At 65.6% G+C, this 21,831-nt stretch carries 25 protein-coding genes and 1 pseudogene; 6 read left to right on the top strand and 20 right to left on the bottom strand.

Annotated features, from left to right (window positions below):
* Positions 1 to 293: 293 nt before the first annotated feature.
* Both KLK06_RS55140 and KLK06_RS63400 read right to left on the bottom strand, forming a co-directional pair.
* A complete protein-coding gene (locus KLK06_RS55140) occupies positions 294 to 1,445 on the bottom strand; it encodes a hypothetical protein (RefSeq protein WP_214643899.1) in 1,152 nt (383 codons plus the stop codon).
* A 305-nt stretch (positions 1,446 to 1,750) separates the two neighbouring features.
* Positions 1,751 to 2,027 (bottom strand): annotated as a pseudogene (locus KLK06_RS63400) (HU family DNA-binding protein).
* Between the two features lie 433 nt (positions 2,028 to 2,460).
* On the opposite strand from KLK06_RS63400, the gene KLK06_RS55130 reads away from it, so the two are divergent.
* Positions 2,461 to 3,063 carry an NPCBM/NEW2 domain-containing protein gene (locus KLK06_RS55130; protein ID WP_214643897.1) on the top strand — a complete coding sequence of 201 codons (603 nt, stop codon included), beginning with the start codon at positions 2,461 to 2,463 and terminating at the stop codon, positions 3,061 to 3,063.
* Positions 3,064 to 3,295: 232 nt separating this feature from the next.
* Here KLK06_RS55130 and KLK06_RS55125 read toward each other — a convergent pair whose 3' ends face one another.
* Together KLK06_RS55125 and KLK06_RS55120 are read right to left on the bottom strand one after the other, a co-directional pair.
* Positions 3,296 to 3,733 carry a DNA cytosine methyltransferase gene (locus tag KLK06_RS55125; protein ID WP_214643896.1) on the bottom strand — a complete coding sequence of 146 codons (438 nt, stop codon included), beginning with the start codon at positions 3,731 to 3,733 and terminating at the stop codon, positions 3,296 to 3,298.
* An 86-nt stretch (positions 3,734 to 3,819) separates the two neighbouring features.
* A complete protein-coding gene (locus KLK06_RS55120) occupies positions 3,820 to 4,080 on the bottom strand; it encodes a hypothetical protein (protein ID WP_214643895.1) in 261 nt (86 codons plus the stop codon).
* A 504-nt stretch (positions 4,081 to 4,584) separates the two neighbouring features.
* Here KLK06_RS55120 and KLK06_RS55115 point away from each other — a divergent pair.
* A complete protein-coding gene (locus KLK06_RS55115) occupies positions 4,585 to 5,439 on the top strand; it encodes a helix-turn-helix transcriptional regulator (RefSeq protein ID WP_214643894.1) in 855 nt (284 codons plus the stop codon).
* 101 nt (positions 5,440 to 5,540) lie between these two features.
* Here KLK06_RS55115 and KLK06_RS55110 read toward each other — a convergent pair whose 3' ends face one another.
* From KLK06_RS55110 to KLK06_RS55100, 3 genes are read right to left on the bottom strand one after another with little or no spacing between them, the layout of a single operon-like run.
* A complete protein-coding gene (locus KLK06_RS55110) occupies positions 5,541 to 5,702 on the bottom strand; it encodes a hypothetical protein (RefSeq protein ID WP_214643893.1) in 162 nt (53 codons plus the stop codon).
* The gene (locus tag KLK06_RS55105; RefSeq protein ID WP_214643892.1) at positions 5,699 to 6,298 is read right to left on the bottom strand and encodes an rRNA adenine N-6-methyltransferase family protein; all 600 of its coding nucleotides are present in this window, start codon (positions 6,296 to 6,298) and stop codon (positions 5,699 to 5,701) included. The genes KLK06_RS55110 and KLK06_RS55105 overlap by 4 nt, the downstream gene beginning before the upstream one ends.
* Positions 6,292 to 6,594: a hypothetical protein gene (locus KLK06_RS55100; RefSeq protein WP_214643891.1), complete on the bottom strand. Its 303-nt coding sequence runs from the start codon at positions 6,592 to 6,594 to the stop codon at positions 6,292 to 6,294. The genes KLK06_RS55105 and KLK06_RS55100 overlap by 7 nt, the downstream gene beginning before the upstream one ends.
* Before the next feature lie 265 nt (positions 6,595 to 6,859).
* Between KLK06_RS55100 and KLK06_RS55095 the strand changes: the two genes are divergently transcribed.
* Together KLK06_RS55095 and KLK06_RS55090 are read left to right on the top strand one after the other, a co-directional pair.
* Positions 6,860 to 7,432, top strand: a complete 573-nt coding sequence (locus KLK06_RS55095) for a hypothetical protein (RefSeq protein ID WP_214643890.1) — start codon at positions 6,860 to 6,862, stop codon at positions 7,430 to 7,432.
* Positions 7,433 to 7,529: 97 nt separating this feature from the next.
* On the top strand, positions 7,530 to 7,718 hold the full coding sequence (locus KLK06_RS55090; RefSeq protein WP_214643889.1) for a hypothetical protein: 189 nt from the start codon (positions 7,530 to 7,532) through the stop codon (positions 7,716 to 7,718).
* Between the two features lie 175 nt (positions 7,719 to 7,893).
* Here KLK06_RS55090 and KLK06_RS55085 read toward each other — a convergent pair whose 3' ends face one another.
* The 10 genes from KLK06_RS55085 to KLK06_RS55040 form a co-directional block, all read right to left on the bottom strand.
* Positions 7,894 to 8,193 carry a hypothetical protein gene (locus tag KLK06_RS55085; RefSeq protein ID WP_214643888.1) on the bottom strand — a complete coding sequence of 100 codons (300 nt, stop codon included), beginning with the start codon at positions 8,191 to 8,193 and terminating at the stop codon, positions 7,894 to 7,896.
* Positions 8,190 to 8,591, bottom strand: a complete 402-nt coding sequence (locus tag KLK06_RS55080; RefSeq protein ID WP_214643887.1) for a hypothetical protein — start codon at positions 8,589 to 8,591, stop codon at positions 8,190 to 8,192. Before KLK06_RS55080 ends, KLK06_RS55085 begins: the two co-directional genes overlap by 4 nt.
* Positions 8,588 to 9,316, bottom strand: a complete 729-nt coding sequence (locus KLK06_RS55075; protein ID WP_214643886.1) for a protein phosphatase 2C domain-containing protein — start codon at positions 9,314 to 9,316, stop codon at positions 8,588 to 8,590. Before KLK06_RS55075 ends, KLK06_RS55080 begins: the two co-directional genes overlap by 4 nt.
* 11 nt (positions 9,317 to 9,327) lie before the next feature.
* A complete protein-coding gene (locus KLK06_RS55070) occupies positions 9,328 to 9,606 on the bottom strand; it encodes a hypothetical protein (protein WP_214643885.1) in 279 nt (92 codons plus the stop codon).
* A 70-nt stretch (positions 9,607 to 9,676) separates the two neighbouring features.
* Positions 9,677 to 9,841 carry a hypothetical protein gene (locus KLK06_RS55065; RefSeq protein ID WP_214643884.1) on the bottom strand — a complete coding sequence of 55 codons (165 nt, stop codon included), beginning with the start codon at positions 9,839 to 9,841 and terminating at the stop codon, positions 9,677 to 9,679.
* Between the two features lie 154 nt (positions 9,842 to 9,995).
* Positions 9,996 to 10,562, bottom strand: coding sequence for a hypothetical protein (locus KLK06_RS55060; RefSeq protein ID WP_214643883.1), 567 nt, complete (start codon positions 10,560 to 10,562; stop codon positions 9,996 to 9,998).
* Positions 10,563 to 10,588: 26 nt separating this feature from the next.
* Positions 10,589 to 10,735, bottom strand: a complete 147-nt coding sequence (locus KLK06_RS55055) for a hypothetical protein (protein ID WP_214643882.1) — start codon at positions 10,733 to 10,735, stop codon at positions 10,589 to 10,591.
* A gap of 23 nt (positions 10,736 to 10,758) precedes the next feature.
* On the bottom strand, positions 10,759 to 11,805 hold the full coding sequence (locus KLK06_RS55050; RefSeq protein ID WP_214643881.1) for a hypothetical protein: 1,047 nt from the start codon (positions 11,803 to 11,805) through the stop codon (positions 10,759 to 10,761).
* A 957-nt stretch (positions 11,806 to 12,762) separates the two neighbouring features.
* A complete protein-coding gene (locus KLK06_RS55045; RefSeq protein WP_214643880.1) occupies positions 12,763 to 13,074 on the bottom strand; it encodes a hypothetical protein in 312 nt (103 codons plus the stop codon).
* Positions 13,071 to 14,270 (bottom strand): hypothetical protein, encoded by a 1,200-nt coding sequence (locus KLK06_RS55040; RefSeq protein ID WP_214643879.1) that lies wholly within the window; start codon positions 14,268 to 14,270, stop codon positions 13,071 to 13,073. Before KLK06_RS55040 ends, KLK06_RS55045 begins: the two co-directional genes overlap by 4 nt.
* 270 nt (positions 14,271 to 14,540) lie before the next feature.
* Between KLK06_RS55040 and KLK06_RS55035 the strand changes: the two genes are divergently transcribed.
* A complete protein-coding gene (locus KLK06_RS55035; protein WP_214643878.1) occupies positions 14,541 to 15,947 on the top strand; it encodes a site-specific integrase in 1,407 nt (468 codons plus the stop codon).
* A gap of 89 nt (positions 15,948 to 16,036) precedes the next feature.
* On the opposite strand, the gene KLK06_RS55030 is transcribed toward KLK06_RS55035, so the two are convergent.
* Complete coding sequence (locus KLK06_RS55030; RefSeq protein ID WP_214643877.1) at positions 16,037 to 17,245, bottom strand: acyl-CoA dehydrogenase family protein; 1,209 nt, start codon at positions 17,243 to 17,245, stop codon at positions 16,037 to 16,039.
* A gap of 165 nt (positions 17,246 to 17,410) precedes the next feature.
* A complete protein-coding gene (locus KLK06_RS55025; RefSeq protein ID WP_214643876.1) occupies positions 17,411 to 18,640 on the bottom strand; it encodes an MFS transporter in 1,230 nt (409 codons plus the stop codon).
* 88 nt (positions 18,641 to 18,728) lie between these two features.
* Between KLK06_RS55025 and KLK06_RS55020 the strand changes: the two genes are divergently transcribed.
* Entirely contained in the window at positions 18,729 to 19,316 is a 588-nt protein-coding gene (locus tag KLK06_RS55020; protein WP_214643875.1) for a TetR/AcrR family transcriptional regulator, read from the top strand.
* Between the two features lie 269 nt (positions 19,317 to 19,585).
* Here the strand turns inward: KLK06_RS55020 and KLK06_RS55015 are convergent, their stop codons facing one another.
* Entirely contained in the window at positions 19,586 to 21,817 is a 2,232-nt protein-coding gene (locus tag KLK06_RS55015) for a cation-translocating P-type ATPase (protein ID WP_214643874.1), read from the bottom strand.
* Positions 21,818 to 21,831: the final 14 nt, after the last annotated feature.

The raw sequence follows: 21,831 nt of genomic DNA, 5'->3' as shown, positions 1-21,831 counted from the left end.
CTCTGCTCCGCCGGGCCATGACCAACTTCGCTGTCACCGACCTGGCCGGTCTCGTCCGGATCGTCAAACGCAAGCTGAAGAAGATCCAATACCGGCCCCACCTGCTCACCGGCTGCCTGGCCCAGACCGGACTCACCCTCGATACCCCGACAAAGCCATGACCGACTCTACGAATTCAACCTGTGTAGCCGGGCTGCAATGCCGTGAAGCGGACACTCCATAGGCACGTGGCCATGGGCTATTTGGAACAGTCGGCGCGTTCATATTTGTTCCACATTAAACCCAGACTTGCGTCAACGACCTCCAGGAGTCCGCTTTCGCTTCCAATGCATCCTTCTGGCGATCTCACCTCGAAAGTAGCAGCCCGCAAAAAAGGACACCAAGGAAACCACAAGAAGCCCCTTCGAGCTAGGGCGTTTCTGCGAAAACTTCTCCGTACGCTCGCCTGTGGATAAAGTGGTCACACTTGAGTCCGGATCAGTGCCACTAGAAACGGCTTGCGCCGATTGACTAGCAGGGTCATGCTGTTCGCTAAAGAATGCAGTCCTGATGCCAGCAAGTAGTTCGAGTGCCCAAATGAACGCACCTCCTCCAACACCCAATAGGGCGCCAGCAAAAAAGATACGAGCTTGCCCCGAGGACTGCCGGTCCTGCAACTCGCCTGCGAGTCGGTACTCGGACGGGAGCCTGCTTTCCGACCCGAGTCTATTTGTCCATCGCAGACGCCCGGAATCGGGAAACTGAGGACTCGCCGTGACGGCTTGAAGGTCTATCGGTACCGAATTAAGACCCACCGTTAGAGAGGATTTAGGTGGCAGGGGAACCGGCGTGAGGTCGCCTAGCGGAAGTGTGGCCGTCACTGTAACTACACCTGGCAAGGCATACAGCACCTTCGGCCCGGAAACCTGATTAGGAGGATTCCCAGAAGAGCCGGCGAGTATTGCTTGGCGAAATTTCACGCTCGGGTTGAACTGTACCATCTTGACCGGCGTGAAGACACATTGCGATACGTCGCCAAATGACGAGCTCCAAACCTCGCCCTTCTCTAGGGCTGGCGCTCGCCACTCAATCTGCCGGTTGAGGCTATCCACGAAATGCGGGTTTTTTGCGATTGCTCCGCATAGGAAAACCAAGAGTTCGTAGGGATCACTGTCCCGAGCAGCCTGGTCTGGTCGCTGGGTCAGGACGATGTCGAAGACCGTGGTTCTCTGGTCTATGGAGCCCGCGAAATTCAGATCGATCGAGAGCGGGTCGCGCGCACCGCCATGTGGACCATTTACGGCTACGACAATCGTGCCCGGCCGGGGAACTCGCGGAGCTAGCGAGAACTCGCTTGATGAGAGGTTCCAAGCCCATAGCGCAGCTATGGTCGTCACGCTCACTGCGAGCACAAAAAGCACAAGACTCTCGATTACGCCACGACGTCGTTTGGCGATCATGGTCATTGGGCCAACCTACCGCGACCGCTTAGGGCTGTACTGCGGATCTGCCGAAAGCGCAGGTCAACGAACGCAAGGCGCCGCAAGTGCGAAGGGCATGCAGCCCACCGTGGGTGGGGTGTCGCGCGACACGGGGCCGCCTACGCCGGGCGTAGTCCCGAATCGTCTGCCAGAACTGCGTTGAAGGTTGTAGTTGGGTCTTGAGACAGTCCAATTGGTCCGTAGCTGCCACCGCTCCATATGGCGCCCTTCGCAAATGGAAACGTCGGCGGTCCGCGCCCCCGCAGCGGACCGCCGACGAGCTGGTGTTGTTACTTGTTGACGGCGGCCTTGACCTTGGCGGACGGCCGGAACCGGATGACCCACTTGCCGGGCACCTCGACCACTTCGTTGGCGTTCGGGTTCCGGCGCGCGCGCCTGGTGATACGCGCGCTCGAACACGCCGAGCCCGCCGACCCGCACCTCCTGGCCAGCAGCCACGGTGCCGACGATGATGTCGATGAACGCCTGGACGCTCCGCGCCGCGGCGGCACGGGACGGCGCGGCGGTGCGCTGACGGAGCTCCTCGATGACGTCTGCCTTGTTCACGCGCCTAACTCCCGTGTGCGACAAGCCTGCTGGCACAGAATTCTAAAGTACGCACCAGACGCTGCAGACACTTCTGACGCGTCAGACAGGTCCATCCTCTGCATGCGAGCGACGTTGCAGGCACTTTCAGCAGATTCCGACGCCCACAGCACACTCATAGCTCCAGAGGTACAAGCCGCCCGTTTTCGCTAGCCCATAGCACTACACGACAGGCAATTCCTCCCAGATAGGCCCAATGGACGCAAATACGATATATATGCCATTCGAGCTGCACCAGCGCGAACTCCTGCTTGCCGATCAGCACGTATACCCATTCAAGAGCAACTGACTGATTCGCCTGTTTCGCAACGCTGCGACCGTTACCCTCGCCTCCATGACTCCCCCAACGACTCAACGGCGCCGCCCCCCATGGGCGGATCGCCCTGGCGCCAAGATGACCACCTGGATAGTCGGCATAATCACCGCCATACTGACGGCTGCTGGTGTGATAGTGGCATACCTCGCATTGCCGCAAACCACCCCCTTGGCGCAAGCAACCCAGCAGCCTCACACCACCTCAAGCAGTCGACCCAAGACACGTTCACCTGACCCTTCATCGACAAAATCGGACGATGCGAAGCCCCTCGTCGAAATGGATCTGCAGTCGACAGACCAGGGCGGTGACTCGTGGTTTTCCTACACGACTGGCGAGGCAAGGGTGCAGGGCAAGCAGTATTCAGCTTCGCTTATCGCAGAAGCCAGTTGCTTGGATTATGGAGCCAACATCAACCTGCTGCGCAAATATCGCACCTTTACGGCAACAGTAGCTTTGCTTGATTCCTCCGGAATCCCTGAGGATCCCATCCCTTTCGCCGTATTCGTTGACGGCAAGCAGGTCCGTACGGTGTCCGTCTCCTTGGGAGAGGATAAAGCGATCAAAGTTGATGTGTCGGGCGCCTTCAGGTTGACGATCACCACCGAGCTGAGAGCGAAGGGTCTCCGGTGTCAGCCCGAGGATGTTTCCGCTGCCTGGCTAGATCCGGCCCTGCACCGATAGGCAGCGGGAGTCGCACCCGTCGAATCCAGGCTGTGCGCGGCATAGCGGTGCGTACATCAGCAGCAAGCCGCCGCGGTGTCGAACAGACTCGGCTGTCGAACCTTCCTGCGACGACGGACCAGACCGCCGCCGCTCATCTGCACGACATGGCGGGTGGCCATGACGATCTCCTTCGTTCTTGGGATGGGCCCTGCCGTGCAAGCAGGGCCAAATGCGGTACCGCAATTAGCTGTCAGGCGGCGGGTAGGTAGCGCTCCAGTTCCTCAGCCGTAATGCACTCGACCAGCGCAGAGACCAGCACCTCAGCAGCAGGCGGCGTGACGGCGTTGCCGTACTGCCGCACCTGCGACCTCTTGTCGCCGAGCACCACGTAGCCGTTGTTGAACGCCATGCCCCTGGCGATCTCGTGAGGTTCGAGCATCCTGAAGCCGACCTCGTTTATGTCGATCTCTGGCAGGTCGGCAGTGGCGAGCCCGTACCGGTCGTGCGTGGACAGCGTCCCCATCGGCTGTGACGTGGGCCGGGCCACGCCGGTGCGGTAGTACGGAATCAGCAGCGCCTCCGGCGGCTCCACGAGTCCGTGATGGTTGCCGCCTGAGGTGATCGTGTGGAGCGGGTCGGAGAGCGGGCGGGCCCGCTCCTTGTCGCCGCCCCCGCGCATGGGGATCATGAAGGATTCGGCCTGGACGATGTTCCTTTCGCGTTCAGCAGGACGGCCCCGCCTTGGGCAGGCGAGGCCGTCGAGATGGTGAGGGGTTAGAACGAGAGCGAGAGCTGGGCGGGCCCGTTGAGCCCGGCCAGCCATGCCGTCTCGAAGGAGCGATAGGTCTTGTGGTTCGCCAGCGCGGGCGCGGCGGTCAGGATGTGCTCGACGCACGGGTAGTAGAGGTTCCGGGTGCGCAGCCACACCCGGTGGTGGCGGCTGTCCGTCTCGATGTCGCGACCGAGCAAGTGCGCGGCCCGGCCAAGGCGAGCAAGCACATTGGCGCGCGAGCCCTTGGTCGGCAGCTCTAGCAATTCGAGGAGAAGAGCCTCATAAGCACAGGGCCTAGATCCGATCCGCCGCTCACGGCGATCCAGGCCCTGTGAACAAAGCTGACTGGACAGTAAGGGCTTATCTACGATTGCGACGCCGCAACCAACTACGCATTCGCAAGGTGAACCGCGCGGTCGTAGAGATGAAAATGATAAGCGCAGTAGCGAATTTGAGAGCAACCGTAATTTCGGCCAACGCCTCGGTCCACTGCGCGACTTGCACGACCAAATAGCTCATGCCCGCTCCCTTCGCGAAATCGCTAGTGAGCAGTACTCCACCAGGCCGCAAGCCGTCCCTGCGAGAGCTCAGGACGAAACAGGCTGGCCCAACATGTCAGTACGAGGCCGCTCGCTACTCGTGATGCTGTCCGGCTTGTCCGCCAGACAGGCCGGACAAAGATGGGCCAAAACAGGACGCTGCTCAGCTTTGGATCGGATGGCGCTCGCAATACCATAGGAATGTCAATTCTTCCCGGGAGGCACAGTATGACCCAGAACGTCGACGCAAACGATCTCGCCGAGGTACGCACCCCGGACCAGTTCGGCAAGTGCCTGCATCGCCTCCGGCGCCATAGTGGCCTATCGCTCAGAGACCTACACAGGGAAGGCCGTAACGGACCAGGGCTGTCCAGAACCTCCCTCAGCGAGTTCGAGGCAGGTACACGGTTACCTCCGAAGACCACGCTCGAAAGTCTCCTCAAAGTCTGCAAGATCACCGATCAGGGCGATATCGATCACTGGTGGGAGGCACGAGAACGCGCTGCCGAAGGAATCTTCACGCCGACGCGCGGCGGCATTATTCGCGCATCACAATTCTTTCAAGAGGAGGACAGCGAGAACGAGATTCGGCGACTAATTCTTACAGCACAAGAGGAAGTGTGGCTCTGGGGGGCGACTCTTTCAGCGCACATCCCTGGACTAGTTGATTATTTCGAGCGCGCACTGGAAAACGGCACAAAGATCAAGATACTCTTGATCAAACCGAGCGATGAGACTGGACCTAGCACGAGCCTCACAATGTCGGCTTTCCGCGCCAACAAGAGCGCAGAGGCGTTGAATAGGAGACTGCAATATAACCTTAACCTGCTCGAACCACTGTCCGAGCAGAAAGGTTTCGAGCTTCGCGTAGTCGACTATCTCGGCCCATATACTTTATACGCTTATGATCCTGACTCACCGCACGGGAAGATGGATCTTCGGCTCAGTTCATTTCGGGGCAAGCACGAGCTACGTCCTACATTCCGCATCGAGCATGAGCACGACCCCGACTGGTTCGACTACTTCCTTGATCAGTTCCTACAAACCTGGAACGCTGGCGAGCGAGTGACACCCGGGTCGTAGCCTTTCTGCTTCGTATTCGCGCCCGCATAGCAAAATGATCTTCACAGAGTTTTCGGCAGGATGCCCCCGCCTCAGCAGGCGGGGGCGAGTACGGGCGGCGGCTACTGCTCTGCGGGGATGACCACGACGACCGTGTTGATGCCGGTCGCTGGGGCGAACGAGCCCTCGGGCAGCTCCTCGAACCGGCCGTCGCGCTCCTCCACCAGGGCGCGAAACCGTTCGGCCGCCTTGAACTGCTGGTGGAGTACCCCGGCGGCTATCACCGCGACGAGCCGGCCACCGGGCTTGAGGAACTGCAGGGCGTGCGTGATGTGCGCGATGTCCTGCCGCCAGAGAACGGCGGGTTCATCACGACCCGGTCGAACGACTGGCCGTCCGGCTCCAGATCGAGGAAGTCTCGGATGCTGAGGCGATTCACGCCAGAAACGCGCTCGGCCAGGACCTTCGCCAAGCCGCTGTCGAGCTCGACGCAGTCCACAGCCGCGCCCAACTCGACAGCGGCCGCCGCGATGTTGCCGGTGCCCGCCGAGGGTTCGAGGACCGTCATGCCGGGCTCGATCTCGGCTAGGTCCTTGAGCCGGTCCACCACAGCGGGCGGGGACACGAACGCCTCACGCTCCCGGCCCACCCGCATGTTGTCAGCCATGTTCGCGGCCGCCTTGAGCTTCTCGGTGTCGAGCTTCGACACCTCGACTTTCGGCCTGGCCGGGGCCTTCTTCGCGGGCCGATTCGGCGCGATGACGGCCGGCCCATCCTCCCCGTGCGGGCATTCGATGGCGCGGATGTCGGTGAAGGGCACCTTGTCGGGCCAGGAGTAGCCGGAATCGGCGCTTACCGTCACCCGGTTGACTTTCAGCACGACGCTCCGGCGCCAGTAGAGACCGTGTCACCGACGTGCACGCTGTGCTTGCCGTACTCGATGTACTCGCCCGCCCCCGCCGCAGCGACGAGCTGCGCCCGGTCGTATTCGAGCTGGTTCTCCAACTGCGCCTTGCGGGCGAGCTGCATCTCCCGGTAGTCGCCCTCGGCAGGCTCGTGCTTCTCGATGTAGTACGGGTTGCCCGAGTGGTCGCGGAACGCCCGCTGGTAGCCGTCCAGGTTCTTCTCGATCTTGCGTAACTCGGACTCTGCCGTCTTGATGCGGCGCGCGGTCACGGCCGGAGTCGCGGAGCGACGTAGCTGTTGCCGACCGCGTTCGCGCGCTGGGCAGCACTCTGCGCCGCGTCGTTCTCGGTGATGCTCTTGCCCCGGCCTAGTACCCCCAGCCGGGAATCGGCCAAACGGAACCAATACTGCAATTGCTGACAATTCGACGGCAATGACCATGACGAGCCTCAGATCGGTACCACATTCCCCTTGCGGCTCGCCGAGACACCCGTACAAACTGTCGGCATACAACAGTCATACCGGGAGGCAGCGCATGTTGACACAGTTTCTCGCGCTCGCCGGAGTGGTCATTGGTGCAACGATTTCCTATGTGTTCGCGGCCCGTATGGATAAGGCTCGTAATCAACGAGAAATGATCATTCGCTGGGACGTCCGCAGGTACGAAGCGTTCACCGAGTACCTTGGCGCCGTCACGCAGATGGCCCGGGTAGCCGGCCAACTCGTGCGGGCCCGTGGCTGGGACAATCTCGCGGCCGACGTCGACCGGGAAGCCGGGCTCATGGCTTTGGACGGCTTCGAGAGTGCGCGTACGAGCACATATGAGCGAGTCGTCCTACTCTCCACACAGGATTGCATTGACGCCGCCGACATGCTGAACGCGGCGGTCTGGAGACTCGAATGGATCGCACGCGGCGCCGTCGATGGGGCGCTTCAGGACTGGCGGGCCGCCCTGGACAGTTACACAGCCTCCCTTGACCGCTTCCAACAGGCTGCCCGTGCGTGCCTGATGCTGCCTCTGGCGACGTTCGTCCGTCAAATCAAACGCCCCTCAACACTGACTCATCGGGATTCCAGTCCATACTCGACTTCGCAACCCGGCAATTAAAGTAGTCACAACTGTGACGAATCGTTCACCCACGCGAACAGAGGTACCAATAATGCGGACGTTTAAGATAATCGTAAGCCTCATAGGCGCGGTCGTCATGTCTGCTGCACTCACGTTCGGTTCATCGGACATGTCCGTACTCGAAATGATCATCTTCTTTCCGTTCATTACCATCGTCTTCACGCCGGTGGTCTACTTGGCCCTCACCATCGCGCCGTTCTTCTTTTCGTTCGTCTTCTGCAGCCCACCGAAGGACCTGATAGAGCCCAAGAACCGTCCGCGCTGACCGGCTCAGCGGACAGACGGGCTCAAACAGCAGTCACCCCTCTCTCGGCGTGGACGTGTGTTGTGTACGGCTCGCCCATGCTGCCGCCGTCGTATCGAATGATCAGCCGGACCTTGACCTCGCCTTCGGGGACGACGTTCTCTACCACCCCGGCGTGCTTCCCGACGATGACGCGCTAGCCACGGCGGAATGCCGACATCTGCTCCCGGTCGCCCCGCAGGTAGCGTCTCAGCCTGCCGATCGCCAGGACGCTCGTCGGGCGGGACTGGCCGGGGTACTGGACGACGGCCGCGCACGCCTTCCCCGTCCGGAACGCGACGATGATCCGCCATGCGTCGCGGGTCAGGATCATCTCGGTAGTGCCGTCCTCGTCGGCCGGGCTGGTGGCGAGGGACCACCCGCAGCCCTGCGCCTTCGTAGTGATCACGCTGTGGCTGGTGGCCGGGTTGACGGCGGGCCTAGTTCTTCTGCTCATGCGATTCCTCTCGGGATGGACACGGCGCGAGCCGCGTCGTAGACGGGGGCGGGAAGGTCCGCGGGGGCGCCGCAGTGGCACAGGCCGGTGATGACGACGCTGCCGCGGATGTCGAGCCACCAGCGGTTGGCGGCGGGCGGGAAGTACTGGTCGAGCAGCGCCGCGGCCACTTCGTTGCGCGGCCGGTCGCCAGAGTGCGACAGGCGCCCAACGATCAGGCGGGCGGCCGGGTACTCCTCGACCTCGGAGATCTCGGTGTCGTTGTCGCCGTCGCCGAGGGTCAGCGCGGCCGTCAGGTGCCGGAGACAGAGGCGGTCGCCGTCGTCGGCCAGCAGCAGATGCACGCGAGTGCCCCAGCCTCGGGCGGCGAGCAGCAGCCCGATCACGGTGCTCGTCACGTGGGCTCACCCTCGTGCGTGATGAGGTCGATGACAGCGACCGTCGTGTGGTCCCGGCCTCGGCCCTGCCTGGCCATGTCGAGCAGTTGCGCCGCGACGTACTCGCCGGCCAGGTCCGGCGCGGCCATGCGCGTGAGGTCATCGAGCATCGCGTTCATGTGGTCGGCTCTCCCGGTGAGGGGCAGGTGTGCGGTGAGGCCGTCCGACGCGAGGATGATGCGGGCGTAGTCGTCGGTGTTGGTGAGCATGCGGTGCGGCCAGGTGCCCCCGGCCTCGTGCTTCTCCTCGACGTTGCACGGCGTCCAGCGAGGGTGGCAGGACGGCACAGTCAGGGGGACGACCGTGCTGTCCAGGCGCACCGCCCAGGCGGGCGAGTCGCCGACCCAGGCCATGTCGAGCCCACCAGGTGTGATCGCAGCGACGACCGCCGTGGTGATGCCCTCCTGCCCGGGCGGGGCGTCCTCGTTGCGCTGCTGCAGGTAAGTGCGGGCCGCGTGCAGGCCCTGGACACCGCTGTTGGTGGAGCCGGTGACCGCCGCGGCGATCTGCGCGCTGATCTGGGCGGCGTCGGCCGCGTCGGAATCGTCGCCCGCGCCGTCGCAGACTGCGACGGCCAGCGCCCACGAGCCGTCGAGCACGGCGACGTAGTCGGCCTGGGTGTTGCGGCTGTTCTGGATGCTGTCGTAGAAGACGCGGGCGATGCCCGGTACATACATGAGGGGCATGAGGTTGCCTTTCAGTTGTTCCAGCCCTGCTCGGGCATGGTGTTGAGGAGGCCGATGATGCGGGTGGCGCCGGTGCGCTTCCGGGTGGTGAGGTTCGGCTGCCAGGTGAGGGAGATTCGCAGGGCGCGGCCCTTGTCGGCGGAGACGTCGAGGGTGCCGAAGTACAGGCCGCGGCTGAGCCGGAGCTGGTAGATGCGGCGGTACGGCTCGTCGGGGATGTTCACGGTGAACCCGTCGTTCCGGAGCCGCTGGATGATTCCGGAGGCGCTGCGGTTGGGCTGCATGGGCATGATGTTGGTCCTTTCGTGAGCAGCGCAGGGCCCGCCCCGGGCTGGCAGCCGCAGGGCGGGGCGCGGTCAGCTAGTTCCAGTTGATGGAGCAGGCGACGTGGTGCTTCTCCGGGGGCGCGTCCCATCGGGCCGTGCAGTCGCCGCACTGGTCTTGGATTTCGACGGGAAAGACGCCGGTGATGCTCTGCGGCTCGTGCTCGGTGTCGTCGTGGCTGTCGGTGGCGGCGCGGTTCACGGATGCTCCCCTTCTGGGCGGTCTGTCTCGGCCCGGCAGGTGCGTTACGCTGGGGCGCACTGGGTCTTCGTTGTGGCGACGGGGGTCTAGGGCTTTTTGTGGTGTTGGGATGGCCGGGCCCGTGGCGGGCCCGGCCATCGCCGTTCTCGGGCCCTTACTGACGGGGCATGACGCGCAAGGCGCAGGGGTTGATCGGTTCGACCCACACGCCAGCAGGCAGGGAAACCGGCTCGTACTCCGTGGGCGAGTCATCCGACCGGCCGCCGTGGGAGACCAGGAACGTCCAGTCGGGCACGCCGTGATCCCAGACGATGACGCGGCCGCTGCCGTCGTCCCAATCGGCGTCCATGACCTGCGGCCAGTAGTTGCGGTCGCCGCTGAAGTGCTCGCCGATCGCGTCGGCGATCTGCTGCGCCAGCTCGTCGCTGATCTCCGTAGGGGCGACGTCCGTCGAGGTAGTCACGTTCATTGCGGTACCGCATTCACCGGCGCGCGTGGCCATCATGGCGTCGAACAACGTCGAGCCTTCCTGTATCGCGTGCTGGATAGCCTCGCTCGCGTGAGCGGGGCCCCAGTCTGCGGTCTCCATGATCGCGATGAGCGCGTGCCGGGCGTGCCCGAACGCGCCGGGGTCGCGGGCGAGCTTCTGGTCATCGGCCTGGTTGAGGCGGCGCAGGACGAGCAGCAGGTCTTCGGTGATGCCGCGGGTGGTGGTGTCCATGGTGTGCTCCGTTTCGGGGGCGCGGGTCAGATGAGGCCCATGCGGAGCAGGGGCGAGACATGCCCGTCAGGGCAGGTACCGTCCAGCTCGATCTCGAAGCCGTCCGGGCAGACGAAGGAGTCGCCGTAGGCGCTCCACTCCCAGCCCTCGGGCAGGTCGATCAGGTCGCGCATGTCCGTGTCTCCTTTGCTGGCGTTCAGTGGCCGGTGTTGGCGCAGACGGGCTTGCCGTCCGTCGTGCGGGTGACGGCGGCGCCGTCGCAGGTGCGGCAGGTGGCGCGCTCACGGATCATGTCGAGCGCCTTGTCGATCGCCGCGCACGCGGCCATGAACAGGCGCCGCTTGCAGTCGAGGCCAGCGTTGCCCCGGACGATTTGCTCGTCGTCGAGCCGGTCGTCCACGGCGGCGCGGGAGGCGCCAATCAGCAGCAGCTCGACGCCGACGTGGTCGAGGCCATATGTGGCGGGGTCGGTGGCCTGGGCGGCGGTGAACGTCGCGATGAGCATCGCGTCGAGCAGCGAGCCGCGCTCGTCAAGCTTTTTCCGGCCGTCGAGGTAGTAGGGCATCGGGCGGCCGGCGTGGTACTCGATGCCGGGCGGCGTCCTTTGCGGGTCGGCCGGGGACACCTCGTGCTCGGCGTTGTCGGGGTGGCTGTCGCTCTCCCCGACCAGCTTCCAGCCGTGAGCCGTGAGCAGGCCGTCCAGCGCAGGGGCGTCGTCGCCAAGGTGGGCGCCGGAGTCGAGGATGGCGACGACGTTGGGCAGGGGGAACAGCTTCGTCTCGCCGTCTTCGGTGTACTCCTCGGCTTCGGAGATGGCCACCAGGTGGTGCGCGGGGAGGGGAGCGCCGTCGATGCCGAGCTCGAAGACGTTCAGCTCGTCGATCGCGATGGCCAGGTAACGAGTGGTCGTGTCCTTGCTGGCCGGGGTGGTGGACGTCGCGGTCGGCTGGATCCGCACGCCGAAGTCGAAGATGACATGCCGGATGACGACCATCTGGCCTTCGGGGGCGAGGTTGTCGTACGTGGCGTCGTCCGGGTACGGGGTGGGGCCGGTGTCCTTCTCGTACGCGAAGTGGTGGGCGGCCGTCCGGGTGACGGTGTCCAGGATGTCCTCGTACTGCTCGGGGGCGGCCGGGTCGGTCAGCATGCGGGTGATGGTCGCGAGCATCTGGCTGGTAGTGCCGCCCGCGTTGCGAACTCCCTTCACTGCGGCGAGCAGTTCGGTGTGGGTTCGGATGGTCATCGTGTCCATGTCGTTTCCCTTGTGACATGCCGCGGCCCCGCGACCGTGGCGGTCGCGGGGCCGTAGCCTGCTTGTTGATTGCGGTGCCGCTATCAGCACATTTTGTCGGGCCTGTCCAGCCGGGTGATGATGCCGGTGGTGGCGTTCATTCCGGCGTTTTGGCTGGTCAGGAGCGGTTTTTGTGGTGTTACGTCTTCGACGCTAACATATACAAGAGGGTGATATAGACATTAAGGGGTTCGGTGATCTCGTCTCCTCGTAACGATTCGATCAACGCGTCAGACGCGTCCTAAGCGTCTTATGTCGTGCGATGCGTCAGATGCACCGGACGTTCATCGAACGCGCGTCTCCGTGGATCTGACGCGCGTTCAGCGGTACTTGCGGACGCTAGATCTACACCTTCCGGGGGCGACTCGGCGGCCCCTTCGGCTCCGGACGATTCGACATCCACCGCAGCAATCGGAACGCCCGCTCGCTGATCATCTCGGAGCCGAACAGCGCCGCCCCTAGCACAATCAACACGACGGCCATCTCCAGGCCGAACAGGGCGACACCCAACCCTGGGAAGACGGCCCCTGCCAGAGCAGGTCCGCCCAGACCTACCGTCCCAGCACCAAGCGCCCGCAACCAGCCTGCCCGCCGCGCCACCGACTCCATACAGCCACCCGCCCCTCCCAATAGGCCCAAAGCCCTTGGGATCGGGGAATGAAGGCATAAAAACGATTCCACCTTTGAAGATCCACTAACATGCCGAAGCCACGGAAGCCTGAGTCGTCGCACAGGGGCCGCTACTTGTCTACGCACTAGCGAACCCGCAGGTCGCGCCGCCTCCATCTAGCACATAAGGCCACACAGGCAGCCAGCCGAAGGGGCGTATCCGCCAGGCACTGTGTTCAATCGGCCCAACGTTTTCGCCACTCTGTAAAAAAAATAGCCAGCTCGCCTTTACCGCGTAGATCAGGATTTGTCGTTTTGTCGGTGCGCGCGGGCTCGCATCCGCGCCCGCGCCAGCGACACCCGACGCCGCTCCGCCTCCTCGTCCTTCACCGCCTCCTCAACCTCCGGCGGCGAGACCTCGACGAGCTGCGGCTGTGCCTCGATCGACTGCTTCACCTGCCAATCGATCAGGGCCCACCGCCCCTCCTCCACCACCCGGCGCGGTCGCGCAGCTTCTTGGTCACGAGCCCGCATCGCCCGAGCAGCCGCCGGTGACGACCGCGCCAGCAACTCCCGCGCCTGCTGCGCCCTCTCGGCGTACTCGTCGCTCATGACGCCAACCACCGAAGACGCTCAGCCTCCCGCTGCAGCCGCTTGGCATCCAACGCTGCGCGCGCCGCCCGGTAAGCCTCACCAGGACCGGACGAGGAACCCTGCTCGGCCACCGGCGGGCCCGCGAGAGCTTCCGCCCTGCTCAACCTCGGCGGCGGCTCGACCGGCCCACCGACACGACGAGCTCTCATCTCCTCGAACCGCTCCCGCAGCGCTGCTCGCTCGGCGCGGAGTTGGGCGGCGGCCGCCATGAGCCGCTGCGACTTGCCGGGCAGGGGCCGACCGTGCTCGTCCAGCCACGCCGACAGCCGGAACCGCACCCAGCCGGGGGTGTTGCGGATCTGGTCGCGGCTGGTCCAGGTGTAGGTCCAGGCCGCGCCGTCCGGCTGGTGGTCGAGGGCGTGCAGCACGTCGGCGGCGGTCCACCCCGCAGCGACGAAGACCCTGGTCAGGTGCCGGATGTACCACGGGGATAGCCGCCCCAGTGTGGTGCTCTCGTCGTGGATCTTCTGGGCGACCTGGAGCGCGTGCTTGCGGGTCCCCGGCGTGGCGGCGGCCTCGTTCGTCGTCGAGATTCGGTTCGAGCGGCGCGGAGATGATCTTTCCTCGCGCGCGTGCGTAGGACCTTCCTTGACTCTCTTAGGGAGAGTCAAGGAAGGGGGTTCAGTTGTCGTTTTGTCGGTGCGCATGTCGGTTTCGTCCAGCTCAGGGATAGGCGTGCACAGGACCCAGACGGCCGCTCTGTTACCCAAGCCGTCGTCGGTGAGCCCGCACTGGTTGCCCCTGCGGAACCGGTTCGTCGTACCTTCCTCGACGACGCCGAGGAAGCCGCGCTCACGCAGCCATCTGATCCAGCGCTTCACCGTGGACAGCGCCAGGTCAAGGTCATCAGCGATTCGCTGCTCGGTCGGGCGGGTCGTCAGCGTGGTCCAGTCGGCCCAGTCGGCGAGCTTGCCCGCCACTTCGGTGAGGTTCCGGTAGGCGTGGCACTTCAGCGCGAGCGCGTCGGGGTGCTCCTTGACGGCGCGGAGGAACGCCCGCTGGGAGGTGGCGCGGCGCATGCCCTCGGGGACGGCGGACAGGACCGCCGCGCGGGAGGGGATCAGCGAGGGTTGAGAGGCGTTCGGCCGTGGTGTGCGCCGGTGGTTCGGGCGCGCCAGGGCGAACGCTTGGCGAGGTGATATCTTCGGCTCCAAGCATTTTCTGTGGCACCCACCCGATCGGTTCGTCTGGCGACCAACCTGGAACCGGTCAGTGGATGCGGTGTTGACGATGATGTGTGAGGCGCTCTCCGCTTGGCGGGGGGCGCCTTTCTTGTTGCCTGGCTCCGTGACTTCCGAGTGAGCGAAGTCTCGGTTGTGGGCTTTCGCCCTTGTTGCGGCGGACTCGTGTGATACAAACAGCGTTATTCGACGTGTCAGACGCGTCAGAAACACCATAGCGCGACGAGTGCGCTTGCACGAGACGTGTCTACAAAGATCACTAAGCGCGTCACCAGGGCTTCCGATGACGGTGATCGCCACTCGCCTGCATGGTCCGACACCAGGCGAAACACCGCCGACGCGCTCCGCCACAACGCCCAGGAGAAGCAGATGGCCCGCGTGAGAGACCTGTGGTTCACGACGGTCAAAGGACCGGACGGCAAGCCCATCCGGAAGAAGACCACGAAGCATCCCGACAACGGCGGAAACCCGGAGGCGAACCGGTGGCAGGGCGTCTGGATCGGCCCAGATGGCAGGGAGAAGACCGCCACGCGGCGCGTGAAGGACGCCGCCAAGAAGTACGCCCGGAAGATGGAGGAGGACCTAGAGCGAGGCGAGTACATCGACCCAGCCGCCGGCAACGCCCAGTTCGCCTCCTACGGGCAGCGGTGGCTGTCCTCCCGCTCGGGCATCGACCCGGCCTCTCTCATCCGGTACGAGTCGATGCATCGGCTCCACGTCGAGCCCAAGTTCGGCAAACGAAAGGTGGGGTCGATCAAGCCGTCCGAGGTTCAGGAGTTTCTGGCCGAACTCGGTGAGCGGTACGAGGCCTCAACTCCGATCACAGCGCTCCTCGTTCTGCAAGGCATCCTTGATCTCGCCGTTGCCGACGAGAAGATCAAGAAGAACCCAGCCAAGGCCGAGATCGTCAAAGCACCTGCGCACGCGTACAAGAAGGTGGTTCCCTGGGCGGACCTGGTGGTTCTCGCGATCATCGCCGCCCATCCCGAGCACCTACGGGCGATGCCCGTCCTCGGGGCGGGGTGTGGCATGCGGGCAGGTGAGTGGTTCGGGCTCGCCCTCGAGGACGTGGATTTCGAGGAGATGACCATTCACGTGCGGCGCCAGGTCAAGAAGCTGAGGAGCGACTTCGTCTTCGCCCTGCCGAAGAGGGACAAGGAACGCACTATCCCCATGTCTCAGTGGGTTGCGGAGCACCTGCGCACGCACATCGACGCCCACGAGCCGCGGCCGTACACGCTGCCCTGGGAGAAACCCAATGGAAAGCCGCGTACTCACAACCTGCTGTTCCGCTGGGCGACCGATGATTTACACATTCGGCACCGGAACTACGACTTGAGTGTCTGGAAGCCTGCGCTCGTCGCGGCCGGGGTCCTTCCTGAGCCGGTCAGGGACGCACAAGGCCGGCGCCAGTACCTCACCAATCGCCAGGAGGGCACACACCAGCTTCGCCACTACTTCGCCAGCGTCACTCTGGCAGGTGGCGTGACAATCAAGGACTTGTCCGAGTACCTGGGGCACTCCGATCCGGCGCTTACTCTCCGTGTCTACGCTCACATGCTGCCTTCGTCGCACAATCGAGTCCGCGAAGCTATCGATCGGCAACTCCGGCAACTCGAAGCCGGTGAGACAGAACTGAGACAGAACTGAGGTCTGTTCCATCGGCAAGGCATCAGGCAGGGTGATGTGCTGCGGTGAATCTACCCGCGTCACGTCACCCCTGCTGACGTGCGAAGTTCTTAGCGAACCTGGAGGCCGGTGACGGCGCGGCCGATGATCAACCGCTGAATTTCGGACGTCCCTTCGAAAATGGTGTAGATCTTGGCGTCCCGGTGGAAGCGTTCCACCGGGTGCTCCCTCGTATACCCCGCCCCACCCAGGATCTGGATCGCCTGCTCCGTCACCCAGACCGCCGTCTCCCCCGCCACCAGCTTCGACATCGAGCCTTCCGCCTGTTCGAACTGCTTGCCCTTCCTGGCCATCCAGGCCGCACGCCAGGTGAGCAGGCGGGCCATGTCCACGCGGGTCGCCATGTCGGCGAGGAGGAAGGCGATCGCCTGGTTCTCACCGATCTTGCGGCCGAACTGCTCGCGTTCCCGCGCGTAGTCCCTGGCGTACTCGAAGCCGGCCCGCGCGATGCCGACCGCCATGGCGGCCACCGAGGGGCGGGTGGTCTCGAACGTACGCATCGCCCCCTGCTCACCGGCACGTTCGCCGTTGCGTACGCGGGCCAGGCGGGCGTCGAGCTTGTCCTTGCCGCCCAGGAGGCAGGAGCCGGGGATGCGGACGTTGTCCAGGACGACCTCGGCGGTGTGGGAGGCGCGGATGCCGTGTTTGCGGAATTTCTGCCCCATCGACAGGCCGGGAGTGCCGGGCGGGATGACGAAGGTGGCCTGGCCTCGGGTGCCCAGCGACGGTTCTACCGAGGCGACCACGACGTGGACGTTCGCGATGCCGCCGTTGGTGGCCCAGGTCTTGACGCCGTTCAGGACCCAGTCGCCGCCGGAGTACACGGCGCGGGTACGGATCGACCCGATGTCGGAACCCGCGTCCGGTTCCGAGGCGCAGAAGGCGCCGAGCTTGACGTCGTTCTCCGTGCCGAACATCTGCGGCAGCCACTCCCCCATCTGCTCCGGAGTGCCGTTCGAGGACAGGGCGGCGGCGGCCAGGCCGGTGCCGACGATGGACAGGCCGATGCCCGCGTCACCCCAGAAGATCTCCTCGAACGCCACCGGCAGCGCCAGGCCGCTCTCCTCGAACCACTGAGTGGCGAAGAAGTCGAGCGAGTACAGGCCGATCTTGGCGGCCTCCTGGATGACGGGCCAGGGGGTCTCCTCGCGTTCGTCCCACTCCGCGCCTGCTGGGCGGATCACGTCGCGGGCGAACTCGTGCACCCAGTCGCGCACCTCGGCGACGTCGTCGCTCAATTCTGGACAGAAGCCGCCCATATTGTTACTCCCTGAAACATCCCGTGAAAAGCGCCTGATCCAGATACGGCCCGCAGACTCCCGGCCGTTACCGCTGGTAACACCCTACCGGCCAGTAGTCCTCATCGGAAGCCAGCCCGCCCAACCTTCGGCATGGTCCGCACCCCCCGCCACCAGTGGTCACCGTCAGTGACCGTGCGGGGCCGGGCGCCTGGGCAGGGTCGAGGCCAGTACGGCGACGGCGGCCAGAACCATCGCGATCGCCAGGCCGTACATGAGCGGGCCGAATCCGCCGAACGCGGCGGCAACCTGGGGACCGATGCTGCCACCGACGGCGAGCGCGAAGGAGAACAGCGCCAGAGCCGTGCCGCGCGCTCGCCCCGCCCGCGCGGAGACCGCTTCATTGAGGCTCGGCAGTCCACCCGTGATCGAGGCGACATAGACGGCGAGCAGGAGCACCAGGCCCAGCGCGGCGGCGGCCGTCCAGCCGACGACGGCCAGCGCGACGGCCCCCGCGAACAGCAGCGACACGGCCCGAGTGGTCGCCGAGACCCGGCCCAGCCAGGGCATGAGCAGCGGCACGAGCACGATCGAGGGCAGGCCGCCGGCACGCAGCAGGAGCAGTTCGCGGGGCGTCGCCATGCCGTAGATCTGCAATCCGGTGTAGACGGCCACGAAGCCGACCATCAACACGATCGTCGCGACGTACCGCAGCAGCAGCACCCGGTCGAACAGCAACCCCGGCACCGACCGGTACACCGACAGCAGCGACCCCGTCCCCGCACTCGGCAGGTCGGGCAGCATGACGGCCCGCAAGCCGAGCGCGGCCAGCGCGAACCCGGCCGCCGACAGCCCGAACAGGCCCCGCCAGCCGATCACCTCCACCAGCACCTGCGCGGCCACCTGCAGCAGTACGGCCGAGGCGAGGAACGCGCTGGTCACCGCGGCGATCGCCACCACCCTGCGCCTCGGCTCGATGCGCTCGACCAGGTACGCCATACCCGCCGGCGGGAACATCGCCACGACCACGCCCTGCACCGCCCGCAGCACGAAGGCCACCTCCGGCGAGGGGCTCAGGGCCACCAACGCGGTGGCGACGGCGGCCAGCGGCAGGCCCAACATGAGCAACCGCCTGCGCCCGAACCGGTCGGACAACGGACCGAACACCAGGAATCCGACGCCATACCCGATCCCAAAGGCGGTGACCAACCAGGTCAGAGCACCGGCGGATGCGCCCCAGCCGGTCGCCATGTCATGCAAGAGCGGGATTACGACGTACAGCTGACCACTGACGAGGACGGCGGTGAGCACGAAGGCCACCATCGTCCGTCCGAACGCCGCGACACCTCCGGCGGTCTCAGCACGCGCCCGTTCGCCGGCGTCGGCCGACGCGGAACGCACAAAAGAAAGAGTCATGTGCCGGGACGGTAGCCAACCAACCAGTTGGATGTCAACCAGTCAGTTGGGTTACAACCAACCGGTTGGTCGTGGCAAGATGGACACCATGGCACCCAAGGTCTCGACCGCCGCCACCCGGGCCGCCCTCCTGGAGGCCGCGCGGGAGGAGTTCGCCGCGTACGGCATCGCGGGCGCCCGCGTGGATCGCATCGCCGAACGCGCAGGCGTCAACAAGGAGCGCATCTACGGCCATTTCGGCAGCAAGGAAAAACTGTTCGACGCGGTCATCACGGAGGCGCTCGACGACCTGACCGCGCAGATCGCGCTACCGGGCGCCGACCCGGTCGACTACGTGGCCAAGCTGACCGACTACTACCGCGAGCACCCCGACCTGGTGCGCCTGCTGATGTGGGAGGCGCTCAACTACCGCGGCCAGGACCTGCTCCCCGGCCAGGAGGCCCGCGTCGAACGCTGCGCCCGCAAGACGGCCTCGCTCGCCGAGGGCCGGGGCGAGGAGCCGGACGCGGCGACGGCGCGCACGTTGTTCCTGTTGACGGGGCTGGCGTTGTTCCAGTCGATGATGCCGCAGCTCGCGCGCATCATCTTGGGCGACGAAGCAGACTCCCCCGAAAGCCGCCACGCCCTCCGCGACCAAGCCGCCGCCCTCGCTCTCAACAGACCGCCCCGTACTTAATGGACCGCCCCGTTTTTTACTGGACCGCCCGTTCTTAAGCCCGCGCGTTCTTAAGGACCGCGCGGGCCCTCCCGTTTTTAACGACATTTCTCCTGTACGGCAAGCCCGGGAAGACCCACCCGCCGACCAGGGCTGAGGGCCTCCACGAATACGGCCGCTGAGCCCGCACAGGGCCGGGCGCCGCAACAAGACGGCGGAAAAGCCCCGCTAAGCCGTGACAAACGCCGAAGTGGCCGGAGGCGAATACCCCCGGCCCCCTTCGACCGTCGTTACCTGAACCGGCGCAGCCGCAAGCTGTTACTCACCACGAAGACGCTCGAGAACGCCATCGCCGCCCCCGCGATCATCGGGTTCAGCAGCCCGACCGCCGCCAACGGCAGAGCGGCCACGTTGTACGCGAACGCCCAGAACAGGTTCGTCTTGATCGTCCCGAGCGTCCGGCGGGACAGCCGGAGGGCGTCGGCCGCCACCCGCAGGTCGCCGCGGACCAGCGTCAGGTCGGCGGCCTCGATGGCCGCGTCGGTGCCGGTGCCCATGGCGAGGCCGAGATCGGCCTGGGCCAGCGCGGCGGCGTCGTTGACGCCGTCGCCGACCATGGCCACGACCTTGCCCTGAGCCTGGAGCCGCTTGATCACGTCGACCTTGTCGGCGGGCAGGACCTCGGCGATCACCTCATCGATGCCCACCTCGGCCGCGACCGTCCTGGCCACCGCCTCGTTGTCACCGGTCAGCAGTACAGGGGTCAGGCCCAGGCCGCGCAGTTGCCCGATGGCCTCCTTGCTGGTCGGCTTGATCACGTCGGCCACCACGAGCACCGCACGCGCCTGACCGTCCCAGCCCACCGCCACCGCCGTGCGGCCCGCAGCCTGTTCTTCGGCCAGCTTGCCTTCCAGGTCCACGGGCAGGTGCTGCGACCACTCCGTGAGCAGCTTCGGGCGGCCGACCAGCACCGCGTGCCCGTCGACGACGCCCTGGACGCCGAGACCCTCGATGTTGGCGAAGTCCTCGGCCACGGCGTCGGAGCCGGCCGCCCTGGCGATGGCCTGGGCGATCGGGTGTTCGGAGGCGTGTTCCAGCGCGCCGGCGAGTCTGAGGACCTCGTCGCGGTTCTCGCCGTCGGCCAGGTGCACGCTGGTGAGGGTCATCTTGCCCTCGGTGACCGTGCCGGTCTTGTCCAGCACGATCGTGTCGACCTTGCGGGTCGACTCCAGCACCTCCGGCCCCTTGATCAGGATGCCGAGCTGGGCGCCCCGGCCGGTGCCGACCAGCAGCGCGGTGGGTGTGGCCAGGCCGAGCGCGCACGGGCAGGCGATGATCAGCACGGCCACCGCCGCGGTGAACGCCGCCCCGGCGCCGCCACCGGTGCCGAGCCAGAAGCCCAGGGTGGCGACCGCGAGTCCGATCACGATCGGCACGAAGATGCCGGAGATCCGGTCGGCCAGCCGCTGGACCTGCGCCTTGCCGGTCTGGGCCTCCTCCACGAGCCTGGCCATCTGGGCGAGCTGGGTGTCGGCGCCGACCCTGGTCGCGCGGACCACGAGCCGGCCGCCCGCGTTGACGGTGGCGCCGGTGACGGCGTCGCCGGGCCGTACCTCCACGGGCACCGACTCGCCGGTCAGCATCGAGGCGTCGACGGCCGAGGCGCCCTCCTCGATCACGCCGTCGGTGGCGATCTTCTCGCCGGGCCGTACGACGAACGTGTCGCCTGCCTTGAGCTGGTCGGCGGGGATGCGGGTCTCGACGCCGTCGCGCAGCACCGAGACCTCCTTGGCGCCCAGCTCCAGCAGGGCACGCAGGGCCGCTCCGGCGCGGCGCTTGGAGCGCGCCTCGAAGTAGCGTCCGGCCAGGATGAACGCGGTCACCCCCGCGGCGGCCTCCAGGTAGATGTTGCCGGAGCCGTCAGTGCGCTGGATCGTGAACTCGAACGGGTGCGTCATGCCGGGAGTCCCGGCCGTACCGAAGAACAGGGCCCACAGCGACCAGCCGAGCGCGGCGATGGTGCCGACCGAGATCAGCGTGTCCATCGTCGCCGCGCCGTGGCGCAGGTTGGTCCAGGCGGCCTTGTGGAACGGCCAGCCCGCGTAGACCACCACCGGCGCGGCCAGCGTCAGCGACAGCCACTGCCAGTTGGTGAACTGCAGCGGCGGGATCATCGCCATCGCGATCACCGGCACGGCCAGCACCACTGAGGTGATCAGGCGGCTGCGCAACGGCCGGAGCTCGTCCTGCGGCTCCTGTTCGGCGGCCTCCGCCTCGGTCTTGGGCGGTGCGGGCAGCGCGGCGGTGTAGCCGGCCTTCTCCACTTCCGAGATGAGCTGCTGCGCGTCGACGTCGCCGGAGAACGTGACCTTCGCCTTCTCCGTCGCGTAGTTGACCGTCGCCGTCACGCCGTCGAGCTTGTTCAGCTTGCGCTCGATCCGGTTGGCGCAGGATGCGCAGGTCATGCCACCGATCGAGAGTTCGACCGCGTTGTGTGGCCGGTCATCGGTGAGGGGAGACATCACCTCTCCTTTCT

It is taken from the genome of Nonomuraea sp. NEAU-A123 (assembly GCF_018603905.1).
Classification (GTDB): Bacteria; Actinomycetota; Actinomycetes; order Streptosporangiales; family Streptosporangiaceae; genus Nonomuraea.
Note: the sequence above shows the minus strand (reverse complement) of the source record. Positions and strands in the feature narration are given on the sequence as shown.

Coding starts and splice junctions, on each gene's coding strand:
- KLK06_RS55140 (WP_214643899.1), bottom strand. CDS start 1,445: ATGACCATGATCGCCAAACGACGTCGTGGCGTAATCGAGAGTCTTGTG.
- KLK06_RS55130 (WP_214643897.1), top strand. CDS start 2,461: ATGACCACCTGGATAGTCGGCATAATCACCGCCATACTGACGGCTGCT.
- KLK06_RS55125 (WP_214643896.1), bottom strand. CDS start 3,733: ATGATCCCCATGCGCGGGGGCGGCGACAAGGAGCGGGCCCGCCCGCTC.
- KLK06_RS55115 (WP_214643894.1), top strand. CDS start 4,585: ATGACCCAGAACGTCGACGCAAACGATCTCGCCGAGGTACGCACCCCG.
- KLK06_RS55095 (WP_214643890.1), top strand. CDS start 6,860: ATGTTGACACAGTTTCTCGCGCTCGCCGGAGTGGTCATTGGTGCAACG.
- KLK06_RS55090 (WP_214643889.1), top strand. CDS start 7,530: ATGTCTGCTGCACTCACGTTCGGTTCATCGGACATGTCCGTACTCGAA.
- KLK06_RS55085 (WP_214643888.1), bottom strand. CDS start 8,193: ATGAGCAGAAGAACTAGGCCCGCCGTCAACCCGGCCACCAGCCACAGC.
- KLK06_RS55075 (WP_214643886.1), bottom strand. CDS start 9,316: ATGCCCCTCATGTATGTACCGGGCATCGCCCGCGTCTTCTACGACAGC.
- KLK06_RS55070 (WP_214643885.1), bottom strand. CDS start 9,606: ATGCCCATGCAGCCCAACCGCAGCGCCTCCGGAATCATCCAGCGGCTC.
- KLK06_RS55060 (WP_214643883.1), bottom strand. CDS start 10,562: ATGGACACCACCACCCGCGGCATCACCGAAGACCTGCTGCTCGTCCTG.
- KLK06_RS55055 (WP_214643882.1), bottom strand. CDS start 10,735: ATGCGCGACCTGATCGACCTGCCCGAGGGCTGGGAGTGGAGCGCCTAC.
- KLK06_RS55050 (WP_214643881.1), bottom strand. CDS start 11,805: ATGACCATCCGAACCCACACCGAACTGCTCGCCGCAGTGAAGGGAGTT.
- KLK06_RS55045 (WP_214643880.1), bottom strand. CDS start 13,074: ATGAGCGACGAGTACGCCGAGAGGGCGCAGCAGGCGCGGGAGTTGCTG.
- KLK06_RS55030 (WP_214643877.1), bottom strand. CDS start 17,245: ATGGGCGGCTTCTGTCCAGAATTGAGCGACGACGTCGCCGAGGTGCGC.
- KLK06_RS55025 (WP_214643876.1), bottom strand. CDS start 18,640: ATGACTCTTTCTTTTGTGCGTTCCGCGTCGGCCGACGCCGGCGAACGG.
- KLK06_RS55020 (WP_214643875.1), top strand. CDS start 18,729: ATGGCACCCAAGGTCTCGACCGCCGCCACCCGGGCCGCCCTCCTGGAG.
- KLK06_RS55015 (WP_214643874.1), bottom strand. CDS start 21,817: ATGTCTCCCCTCACCGATGACCGGCCACACAACGCGGTCGAACTCTCG.